General features: G+C 36.5%; 3 protein-coding genes. All 3 read left to right on the forward strand.

Annotated features, from left to right (window positions below; all coding sequences use genetic code 11):
- Nucleotides 1-588: 588 nt before the first annotated feature.
- The 3 genes from AC07XN_RS10830 (at nucleotide 589) to AC07XN_RS10840 (ending at nucleotide 12,684) form a co-directional block, all read left to right on the forward strand.
- The gene (locus tag AC07XN_RS10830) at nucleotides 589-9,066 is read left to right on the forward strand and encodes an Ig-like domain-containing protein (protein WP_494743068.1); all 8,478 of its coding nucleotides are present in this window, start codon (nucleotides 589-591) and stop codon (nucleotides 9,064-9,066) included.
- Nucleotides 9,067-9,178: 112 nt separating this feature from the next.
- Nucleotides 9,179-10,165, forward strand: a complete 987-nt coding sequence (locus AC07XN_RS10835; protein ID WP_309912405.1) for a PorP/SprF family type IX secretion system membrane protein — start codon at nucleotides 9,179-9,181, stop codon at nucleotides 10,163-10,165.
- 104 nt (nucleotides 10,166-10,269) lie between these two features.
- The gene (locus AC07XN_RS10840; RefSeq protein ID WP_494743069.1) at nucleotides 10,270-12,684 is read left to right on the forward strand and encodes a carboxypeptidase regulatory-like domain-containing protein; all 2,415 of its coding nucleotides are present in this window, start codon (nucleotides 10,270-10,272) and stop codon (nucleotides 12,682-12,684) included.
- Nucleotides 12,685-12,779: the final 95 nt, after the last annotated feature.

The raw sequence follows: 12,779 nt of genomic DNA on the forward strand, positions 1-12,779 counted from the left end.
AAAATAATTAAAAATATTTTTTTTCATCTAAACAGTACCTATTATTCAATAACCACTTCAAATAAATTCATCATTTCTCACGGAAAAGTAAACACAGAATTACGTTTAGATACTACTAATAAAAAATTATTGCTAAAAAAAACTATTCAAACAGTTTTATAAATAAAAAGGGTGCTAAATTTATGAATTTAAACATCCTATTCAATAATTAAAAATAGTTGCTATTTTTTAATTATTTGGCACAATTTTGGATGCTTTTAAAGGGGATATTCATTTCTAAAATGAAAAAACAAACCTATTTGTCTCTTTTTATAGCACTACTAATAGTTTTTTTTGAATACAAGTAATTTGTTTAGTATAGGGTATGCCTATAACTAAACAATAAATAACAACTTGATGCCTCATCATTTAGCAGCATTAAATGAAGCACAAGGATTGAAATGAGCTACCATATATACTAATTCAATTTGATTGGGACCTAAATTGTTCAAAACGTATTCCAACATACAAATGGACAATCTACTAACTGTACAAATAATGACTCAAATTTTTTACCAAAGCAACTCGGTTTATAAAAGTAAAAAACTAATGCAAACAAGTTTGTTTAATTGGTTTAATAACTACCCTTCGAAAGTAGTTGCCAAAAATCGTGCATTAAAAAACGACTTTAATTTTTCAAAATCGTTTTTTGCTATGTTATCATTATTAACTAGTTCTAGTACACAAAACAACCGCCATGCAATGGCTGTTTGTCGTGCTTTTATTGGGATAATATTTCTATCATTCACTTCATCATTTAATACTGTTGCTGCTTTGCCCGATTTATCAGTAAGCACAACCATAAGCAATCAAAGCCCCGTTGTTGGTGCTGATCTCATTTATACTATTAAGGTTAAGAACATCAATCCAGATAAAGCTACTGGAGTAGAATTAACCAATACGCTACCAGCAGGCGTTACTTTCAAATCATTTAATGTTAATGGAGTCGGTACTGCCACTACGACAACAGCTAGTGGTGTAACGTCTGTAATATGGAATGTAGGCGAAGTGGCAGGAAGTACTGAACTTACGATGTTAGTAGTAGCTACTGTCACTAAAAGAGGGTTTTGGTACAATATCGCAGAGATTACAAAAGAAACAGAGCAAGATACCGATTCAACCCCTAATAATCATTTGATTTTAGAAGATGATCAAGATGGCACTTGCTTTTCTATAGAAGAGTTTTTTTATACTGGAGACGAATATGTAACACAAATACCAACAGGTTTTACCAATATTGTTTGGACTAAAAAAGTAGGAGCAACTGGTACGCCAGTAATTGTTACAAGTACTACTCCTGATGTCACACTTTTAGCAGATGGTAACATTAGAATAACAAATGTTACAGATTATACAGAATATGCTTTTACAGCTACCAATGGGCGTTGTCCAGTAAATGGTTGTTGTGCTTTTAAATTTACACCAGGCTTGTTTGGTTCTATTGGTAGTATCGTTTGGAATGATGTCGACGGCAATAGTATTAAAAATACAAGTGAAACAGGAATAAATGGTATTACAGTAGAATTATACGATGCTACAGACAATACCTTATTGGCAACTGATGTTACGGCTAATGGAGGAAAATATTTGTTTAGTAATTTAATGTCGGGTTCTTACAAAGTTAAATTCATTTTACCGACAGGAAGAAGCTTTGTAACACCAAATGCCCCAGGCAGCAACTCAACAAACGATTCTGATGCTGGCGTAGGTGGTTTTAGTAATACTATCGCAATTGATGTGACAAAACCAGTTGGCGATGTTGGCAGAGATAATTTAACAATTGATGCTGGTATTGTTGCTAACTGTATTATTGGGACAGGGACATTAACAACAACAACTCCTAGCATCTGTTTACCAGCGGCTGGTGGACAAGTAGTACTTGCTGCTTCTACAGGAGTATCACCTGTAGTGCCTGCTGGTTTCTCCGTAAACTATATCCTTACAAAAGGCTCTACTAATACTATCCAACAGATTAGTAACACACCATCATTTTCTGTGGCGCTTCCTGATGCTTACAAAATCTTTACGTTAGTATATAATGCTAATTCAAGCAGTAGTAACTACTTGAATTTATCAAATATAATTTTTGGGGTTACTAAAGCAAGCGATTTAGCAACTACGATAAATACGAGTAGTACCATATGTGCGCAATTAGATGCAACGGGTGTTAGCTTCAATGTTAATACAACTCCTGCTGCTCCTTTTATCTTGGGTACTACCATTTGTTCAGGTGGAACTGTAACCTTAGGAACACCGGGCGTAACCGACCCAGTTTTTCAATGGTTTACTTCTGCTACTGCAACCACTCCTTTTGCAACGACTTCATCAATAACAGTATCGCCTTCGGTTACAACTACTTATTTTTTAAGTATTGTTAATAGTTCAGCAACTGCTTGTCCTAGTGAAAAAGCATCTGTGACGGTAGCTGTTAATCCTAAGCCAGCTACTCCAACAGTACGTGCAACGCTTACTAATAATTGTGCCATCAATGCTACAAGCGTAAACTTAGCCGACGCTATTACTAGTACAGTATCAACAGGCGGAACTTTTGAATGGCATACTGCTAATTCTACGACTTCACCTGTTATTTCAAATCCTACAGCGATAGGGGCAGGGTCGTATTTCCTTTTCGAGAAATCAAGTAATGGTTGTTATAGCGACGGAGCTATGGTGGTTGTAAATATTACGACTTGTCAATGTACCAATCCACCCGCTGTTAGCTTAACTGCTCTTTTACCAATTTGCGGAGGAACGTCAACGCCAGTACAATTGAATGCAATATTAAGCGGAGGTGCAACGAGTGGGGTATGGACTACAGACGGAACAGGTACTTTTGATAATGCCGCTAGCCTTACTGCAAAATATACACCATCAGCTGCGGATGTGATTGATGGTTCTATCATATTGAGTTTTAAAACCAATGACCCAGACGGAGCTATTCCGCTTTGTAATGCAGCATTGGCAAATACAATTTTAACGATTAAGGCAAAACCTGCTGCACCTGTTAATTTAAAGAGCGATACCCTTATTTGTTTAGGTAGCTCAACCAAATTATTTGCTGTGAGTGCTGGCAATACGATTAAATGGTATAGTTCAGCGACAAGCACTACACCAATTGGCATTGGTTCAGACTTAGGATTTTCTGTAACGCCAACGATTGAAGGAACTGTAACTTATTTTGCTGAAGCAACTAGTTCTGAAGGATGTGTGAGTGACCGTACCTCCATTTCATTTAAAGTATCAAAATGTTTCACAGATTTGGCGGTAGTAAAAACCGTAATCTCATCACCAGATGCTAGGACAACGCCTTCTTATTTATTAGGGCAAGAAATTTCATATACTATTGACGCAAGAAATATTGGGAATATTAATGCTGATAATGTAACATTAACAGATATTTTACCACAAGGAGCCACTTTTGTGAGTGCCATTCCTGCGGGTCAATATAATAGTAGTACTGGAGTTTGGAATGTGGGTAGCTTATCAGAAGGGTCGAATAAAATACTTTTAATAAATGTAAAACTTAGCAAAATAGGGGCAGTAGTTAACACGGCAACAATCACTGGAACAAATGATGACCCAAGTAAATTGGCTAATAATACATCATCAGTCACAGTAAACGTAGTAGAAAGAGCTGATTTAAGTTTGGCCAAATCGGTTTCAAATTCAATACCGCATGTTGGCGATACGCTCACGTATTCATTAAATGTAAACAATGCGGGCCCTAATACTGCTACTAATGTTGAAGTGAAAGATGCTTTGCCATCAGGATTGGCATTTTTATCAAGTAGCGATGTAACGCATAGTTCAGGAGTTGTTACAGGAGTAGTAGCAAGTATTGCGAGTGGTTCTTCTAAACAATTTTCTTTCAAAGTAAAGGTGCTATCAGCAGGGAATATTACAAACAGTGCTGAAATTACAAAATCAGATCAGCCAGACCCAGATTCAACACCGGGTAATGGAACCAATAATAATGAAGATGATAGAAGCGCTGTCAGCATTACTGTCACAGAAGTATGTAACTTAACTGCACCAGTAATCACAGCAACAAACAGTGTTATCTGTCTGAACGGACAAACTACCTTAACAGCTACTGGCTGTACAGGTTCTACTATCGTGTGGAGTTCAGGGCAAACAAATGTGGTTTCAATAACAGTTAGCCCAACAGTCAGCAGAACATATACAGCTTATTGCCAAAAGGATGCTTGCCAAAGCCCTGCATCAAATGTAATGAGCATCACAGTAACGAATATTGCAGCACCAACTTTAATTGCTTCACAAAGTACTATTTGTTCGGGCGAATCATCGGTGCTTACAGCTACTGGTTGTAGCGGAGTAGTAGAATGGCAAGTAGCAGGTTTACCAACAGGAAATACGTTAACGGTAACGCCTAGCTCTTCACAAACATTTACAGCCAAATGTAAAGCATCAGGTTGCGAAAGCGCATTAGCAGCTATCAACATTATCGTTACACAAAAACCGAATGCTCCTGATATTTTAGCGGAGAAAACAGAAATATGTCCTTCAGAATCCATTACATTAACTGCGTTAAATTGTAATGGAGCGATAAGATGGAATACAGGACAAACAACAACTACTATATTAGTAACACCGACTGTATCAACAAGCTATAGTGCTGTTTGTACTATCAATGGTTGTATTAGTAATGCTTCTGCCTCGAAAGTTATCAACGTAGTGCCTATTCCAGCACCAACAATACGCACGACTGCTACATCTGTTTGTCCAGGAGGCTCAGTAACATTAACAGCGGATGGTTGTAATGGAACAGTCACTTGGTATTATGATGATAAAACTGCTACAGGAGCAAGCCTTACAGTGACACCGACTAAATCAACGTCTTATGCTGTTACTTGTAGTACTGCTTTTTGTACATCAATAAAATCAGTTCAAACGGTGATTACCGTTGAGAACCCAGCGATACCAGTCATTACTTCGGCAACTTCAAACATCTGTTTAGGAAGTGCAGTACAACTGACAGCGACTGGTTGTAGCGGTACGGTCAATTGGTCTGATGGCCAGAAAGGTGCAATAGTTTCGGTTTCTCCAACTGTTACAACAGCCTATACTGCTACTTGTAGTATCGGACTTTGTACAAGTGCTGCATCTTTAATCAGAACTATTACAGTTACATCAGCATCAGCACCAGTTATTACATCAGACAAAACAACTATCTGTTTGGGACAAGCCATTACTTTAAGTGCGACAGGTTGTGCTGGTACTATAAGATGGTCTGATGGAACAACGGGACTGCCTAAAGTTATTGTACCAACTGCTAACATAAAATATACTGCTACTTGCGAAAGCTCACCTTGTATTTCCCCTCAATCTAATGAGTTATCGTTTATCGTAAATACTACTCCAAGTATTGTGAGTCCAGTTACTACGAACACGATTATTGCAACAGGAGCAACTGCTGACTTAACAAAACTAGTGACCAGTACGGCGCCAACAGGAACGACATTAGTATTTAAAACAACTAGCTCGCCAACAACGAATACAGTCTTAACTCCAACGGCTGTTGGAATAGGTACTTATTATGCCTTCTATCAATCGGCTGATGGATGTTATTCAGCAGGAACTAGAATAATTGTATATGATCAAGCAACTGTAGCTGATGCAGATGTGGCAATTAAGATTGATGCTGATAGAACACTTGCAAAGCTGAATGAAAATATCAATTTCTTGATTTCGGTGACTAACAACGGACCAAGTACGGCAAGGAATATCATCATTACTAATCCTCTACCAGGTGGTTTAGAATTTGTTTCAAGTTCTAATGGATTAACCGTTTCGGGAGATAAAATCGTGATTAGCTTCGATTCCTTAATGAAAGATCAGGTAAGAACATTTGCTTATGTAGGCAAGATGAAAGGAACAGCAACAATTATCAACCCTGCTTCTGTTACTTCATTAAAAGACCCTAATCTTACAAATAATTCTTCTTCAGTAACGATTAATGGAGAAAATGCTGATTTGAGTTTAATAAAAGCTGTATCAAATCTTACGCCGCATGTTGGCGATACGCTTACTTATACCTTAACTGTTAATAATGCTGGACCAAATACTGCAACCAACGTTGAAGTGAAGGATATAATACCAGCAGGGATGGTATTTGTATCAAGCACTAATACAACTCATACTTCTGGAATTATTACAGGAACAAGTGTTAGTATTCCGAGTGGCTCATCACAGGTATTTACTTATAAAGTAAAAGTGCTTACAGCTGGTACATTTACTAGCGCTGCTGAAATTACAAAATCTGACCAACCTGACCCAGATTCGACGCCAGCAAATGGAACGAATAATAATGAAGATGATAAAAGTTCAGTGACGATTACGGTAACGGAATTATGTAACCTAGTAGCACCAGTTATTACATCAGATAAAACAACTATCTGTTTGGGACAAGCGATTACTTTAAGTGCAACAGGATGTGTAGGAACTATTAGATGGTCTGATGGAACAACGGGACTGCCTAAAATCATTGTGCCAAATGCTAATATAAAATATAGCGCTACTTGTGAAAGTCTATCTTGTATTTCACCACAATCAAATGAATTATCATTTGTAGTGAATACTACTTCAAATATAGTTACTCCAGTTACCATTAATAGTACCATTGCAGTAGGAGCAACCGCTGACTTAACAAAACTAGTTACTAGTACGGCACCAACAGGAACGACATTAGTATTTAAAACGACAAGTTCGCCAACGACGAATACAGTTTTAACACCAACGGCTGTAGGAATTGGTACTTATTATGCATTCTATCAGTCGACTGAGGGATGTTATTCGGCAGGAGCGAGAATTATTGTTGATAATGGCACTACAACTCCGAGTGCTGATGTAGCTATTACGATTGTTTCAGATAAAGCAACTGCAAAACTTAATGAAAATATCAATTTTACGATTTCAGTTAAAAACAATGGTCCGAATACAGCAAGGAATATCGTAATTAGCAACCCTTTCCCAGCTGGTATAGACTTAATTTTAATTCCTGCAGGATTAACAATATCGGGAGGCAAAATCGTAATTAACTTAGATTCATTAGAAAAAGATCAGACAAAAACGTTTACTTATGTAGCCAAAATGAAAGTAACAACCGCAGTGACAAACCCTGCTTCTGTTTCTTCATTTAATGATACTAACCCTGCTAATAACAATTCTTCTGTAACTGTTAATGGTGAAATCACAACGGTAGATTCATGTAGAGTAGGGCTGGCAATGGCAGTGACCAATACTGTATCGGTGTCGAGTGGTGTTTATAATGTTACTTATCAATTAATTGCTAAAAACTTCTGTAAAGACACACTTAAAAATGTAAGCCTAACCAATAATTTGGCTACTACTTTTAAAACTCCGACGTCGGCAATTATCATTAAAAAACCAACATTGGGAGCTGGCTCTAAATTAACTGTGAATAATAATTTTGGATTGTTAGATTCCAATATAGTTAATTCTGCTACAAGCTATATGCTTCCTGGGGCAGTAGATACAGTAACTTATATTGTTCAGGTTACAACCAATGGAGAGACTGGTCCATTTAATAGTCAGGCTCAGATAAGTGGTAAACGCCCTACCAATGAGGTGCTTACTGCGAAGTCTAGTAATGGTACAAATGTTAATGCCAATCCAAGTGTAACACAGGTAACTTTAGGTAACTCTACTACCATAATTGGATTAGCGAAAGAATTGGTTAGTGCTAGTTTGAAAAGAGTTTCACAGAATGTTTGGACAGTTCCTTATAGAATCAAAGTAGTTAATATGGGAACAAATAATATTACCAGACTCAATGTAAGAGATAGCCTCGGTGTTGTTTTTGTAGCGAAAGGAGCAACGATAGTGGCAAAACCAACCGTAACAACAACCAAGGCTGGTATAGCAATTAATCCAAACTATAATGGAATAGGGGCTAATAGTAATTTATTAGTGGATTCATTAAGTTCGCTTGCCAAAGGAGATTCAGCTATTATCAATTTAACGGTTACGATAAATGTAGCAGCGGCAATGGATTCTGTGTTTAACAACGTAGCGATAGGAACAGGACTTGGCTCTGATAATAAGTCATACACAGATGTTTCAACGAATGGAACTAATCCAGATGGAAACGGTGATTTGAATCCGTCAAATGATAATGTAGCAACACCAGTGGTGCTAACAAAAGGAGCTTCTAATGTAAAAGCATCGATTGGCGTTTCATTATCAGCAGTGACTGATACTAGTCCTCAATCAGATGGTTCATACAATGTTACGATGACATTAATTGCCAAAAACTATGGTAATGTACTCCTTAAAGATATTGCTCTAAGTAATGATTTGACAACAACAATTGGTAGCCAAGTAGCGGCTTGGTCTATTTTAGGAAGACCTACTTTAGTAAGGGGAGCAAATGCTGCATTAAATCTCAAATTTAATGGAAGATTAGACTCCTTACTTACCGTTGATTCTACAACAGCATTACTTCCTGGTGATAGTATCGTAATCCAGTACACCATTAATATTACCAAAAATGTATTAATAGATACGCTTCATACAAATGCATATGCTAAGGCAATGACTGAAGATAATCTTACTCAGGTAACGGACTCTTCTGTGAATGGAGAAAATCCTGATCCAAACAATGATGGAAACCCATTGGAGTCTTCGCCAACGCCAATTATCATACCAAATACAACGCCGCCTACAAAACCAGTATCTATTCCGCATGGTTTCTCACCGAATGGGGATGGAGTTAACGACACTTTTGTGATTGATGGTGTCAACTCAGATGAAAGGGCTGCTGTAGAAGTATATAATCGTTGGGGAAGTTTGGTTTATGTTTCTGAAGATTATAAAAATGATTGGGACGCAAGACCAAACACAGGCGTAAGTTTAATTGAGAAAGGAATGGGTTTACCATCGGGTACGTACTTCTATAAAGTAACAATATATAAAAGAGCAACAGGAGAAAAAGTAGCATTACCGGCGGGTGTAGAACCTGTGCGTTATATGACTATTTCTCGATAAATCATTCATTGTAGCCATTCGATAGAATGGCTACAATAAGCATCACTTTATTTAATCTTACTAGCAGAATAGAATCAATTCTGGTAATTATAAAATCTTAAATTTGAATAGCATGAAGCTCAAAGGTTTCCTTTCAAGAATTAAATATGTGACAGCATTATTGTTCACCATAACAGCTGTCCATTCTATTCAGGCACAGCAAGAGGTTCAATACTCACAATATATGTTCAATATGTTGCCAATAAATCCTGCTTATGCAGGAAGCCGTGATGTATTGAGTGCCACTGTAGTACATAGACAGCAATGGATAAATATTACGGGAGCACCTACTACGCAATCATTTTCAGTTGATAGTCCGATAAATGGAGAGAAAGTAGGAGTAGGTTTTCAAGCCTACAATGATAACATCGGGGACTTTAGGAATGTGGGTTTATACGGTTCTTATGCCTATAGAATAAAAGTAACGCAAAGAGCAACCTTAGCCATGGGACTTCAAGCTGGCGCAACGAGTATTTCTGGAAACCTAACACAAACATTATTAACTCAAACAGGTGACCAAGCTTTTACTTATTCTTTCAATAAATGGTTACCTAATTTTGGAGCGGGCATTTATCTAAGTGATGACAGGGGTTATATAGGGTTTTCGTGTCCGAGTTTAATGCGAAATAGATTGATAGATGCTGAAGCAGGTAAATCTGGAGATTCAGTAACAAGGCAAGAACGCCACTATTTTTTGATGATGGGGTATGTTTTTCCGTTAGGTCGTTCATTTACGTTAAAACCATCAGTTTTATCTAAAATGACGCGTGATGTGGCTTCATTTGATTTAAATGTAAACCTATGGTTTAATGATAGATTTGCTCTTGGTTGTTCATGGAGGACTAATAATTTGAAATTTTCGTCTCCTTTTACTAATCAATATGGTGATGCAGTGATAGGAATGCTAGAGGTTCAAGCTACTGATCAAATTCGTTTTGGATATGCTTATGATTATGCAATAAATGGGTTGAAAAATATACAAAAAGGTTCTCATGAATTTATGCTTCGTTATGAATTTGGGTATCGTAAAACGAAGATACTTACGCCACGATACTTTTAATCAAGCAATATACGAGCATTATATCTAAGCAATATGCTTAGATAAGAACCAAAATTGTAAAGAAACCTCCTAGTAATACTATAGATAGTAAAATATTTAAAACGATGATTAATTTGAATAAAATTATACTCTGTTTGTGTCTGATGTTGTTTGCAACAGTTGGGGCTATTGCGCAAACTTTAAAGGATGCCGAATATCAATTCAAACAGATGAGTTACCTAAATGCCTCTGAAATGTTTGAACAGGTATTAAAAGGTAAGTTATCTGATGTAGACCGTCAAGCTGCTTTAATTAAATTGGCTTATTCATACAGACAAATGCGTGATTCACAAAACGCTGAAAGAATTTATCGTGAGCTAGTTTCAAAAGGTGGGGCATTCACAGGAGCAGACTCTAAAGTATATTTATACTATGCACAAGCGTTGGCATCAAACGGTAAGTATAAAGAAGCTCAGGAGGTTTATGAGCAGTATGCTAAAATTGAAATAGCTGATACAAGGAGCGGAGGATTTCAAAGGTTATATAAAAATGTAGATGTTTTAAATAAAAATGCTAGTTGCTATAAAATAGACTATTTATCATTGAATACCGATCACGCTGATTTTAGTCCGATGTATTATAAAAATGGCTTGGTTTTTAACTCAAGTAGGGTAAATGAAATAGGCCTAAAAAGAATATTTAGTTGGGATAATTCACATTTTTTGGATATGTATTATCTCAGTGATATCAATCAATTAACGACGACAACACCAGCAGGTTTGGGAAGTTCGGCGGATGATAAATTGAAAATTAAGAAAAGAGGGGCAGGAGTAGGCGAGGATGAATATACTCCTCCAACAGCCAATGATAGTAAAACGATAGGTACTTATAGTGGTTCTAATATTTATAGAAACTTTGTAGAAACTCCTGGTGTAAAAACAGAAAGTTTTAGTAAAAGCCTTAACACAAAATACCATGAAGGCCCAATGACTTTTACGAGCGATGGGAAGAAAGTGATTTTTACGAGGAATAATTACAACAATGGTAAATACAAGACGTCTAGTGATAAAATCAACAAATTAAAAATATATACGGCTGATTTAAAAAATAATGAATGGCAAAATGTTAAAGAAGTCCCTTTTGATAACAACGATTATTCTACAGGTCACCCGGCTTTAACCAAAGATGATAAATTAATGTATTTTGTATCAGATATGCCTGGGGGGTATGGTGGTACAGACATTTATGTGTGCGAATATCAAGATGGAAAATTTGGGAAACCCATCAATATGGGACCAATTATTAATACTGTAGGGAATGAAATGTTTCCCTTTGCAGATGAAAGAGGAAATTTATACTTTGCTTCAGACGGTCATCCCGGTCTTGGTGATTTAGATATTTTTTATGTAAAATTATCAGGCATGAGTGCAGTGAGCAACGTGTCTAATATGGGAATGCCCATTAATTCAAGTAAAGATGATTTTGGATTGATTACTGACGGTGAACGTAAAACAGGCTTTTTTTCTTCAAATCGTAAACGTGGAGGAACAGATGATGATATTTATCGTTTTACGCGTGAATGTGATGAAAAACCAGAATGTCAGGAGCTTCAAGTAATTGTATATGATGCAGATTCAAAAATGCCTTTGGATAATTCAGATGTTGAAGTTTTGAGTGATGGTAAATCTGTGATGAAAAAAACAGATTCAAACGGAGGCTTTAAAATTTGTATAGACTTGAACAAAGAATATAAGTTTAATGCCAGCAGAGATAATTATTTGCCTAATTCAGTTTCTTTTATAACTCTTGAAAGTAATTTATTAAAAGCATTAGACATTCCTCTGATGAGAGTAGGAATTGATGATACCTCAAATGTTGCTAAAGCTATAAATACCTCACCATGTGCGACAACGAAAATTATAAAAGGTAGAGTAACTGCAAGCAAAAATAAAGCCTCATTAGGTGGTGTTAAAGTAACGTTGACCAATGAATGTGACCAAACTGTTCAAACAGTTATTACAGGTCCGAATGGGCTTTACCAATTTGAGATTTGTGAAGGATGTGAATATACTATTGATGCTGCCAAAGACCATTTTGCGAGCAAGGGAAATAAAATAGAAAAAGTGGGTGTGAATGATCCAGCGGAAATCAATAGTAATTTAACGATGTTTGAAGAAGGTGATGTGATAGCGTTAGATAATATTTATTACAACTATACGAAGTATGATATTCGTCCTGATGCAGCTGTAGAGTTGAATAAATTATTGAGATTGATGCGACGTTATCCAAATATGAGAATCGAAGTGCGTTCGCATACCGATAGTAGAGCTACGACAGCATTTAACCAAAAACTTTCAGAAAATCGTTCAGCTTCTGTTGTTCAGTATTTAGTTAAAAGAGGTATCGCAGCTGACAGATTTGAAACTTCTGGTTATGGCGAAACACAATTATTGAATGAATGTGCTGATGGTATAGAATGTACAGAAGAACAACATCAGATAAACAGACGTTCAGAATTTAAGATTATAAAATTAGAATAAAGAGATAAGATAAATGCAAAAACATGAGTCATCCCGAATTTTGTGGATGGCTTGCCAAATAAAAACCTCCTTGTTTATTTTGTGAATTACGACAA

Source organism: Arcicella sp. GW458-12-2-14-TSB2, assembly GCF_059423785.1.

What these genes read in the sequence shown, in the direction of transcription:
- AC07XN_RS10830 (WP_494743068.1), top strand. Translation starts at nt 589, where the DNA reads ATGCAAACAAGTTTGTTTAATTGGTTTAATAACTACCCTTCGAAAGTA.
- AC07XN_RS10835 (WP_309912405.1), top strand. Translation starts at nt 9,179, where the DNA reads ATGAAGCTCAAAGGTTTCCTTTCAAGAATTAAATATGTGACAGCATTA.
- AC07XN_RS10840 (WP_494743069.1), top strand. Translation starts at nt 10,270, where the DNA reads ATGATTAATTTGAATAAAATTATACTCTGTTTGTGTCTGATGTTGTTT.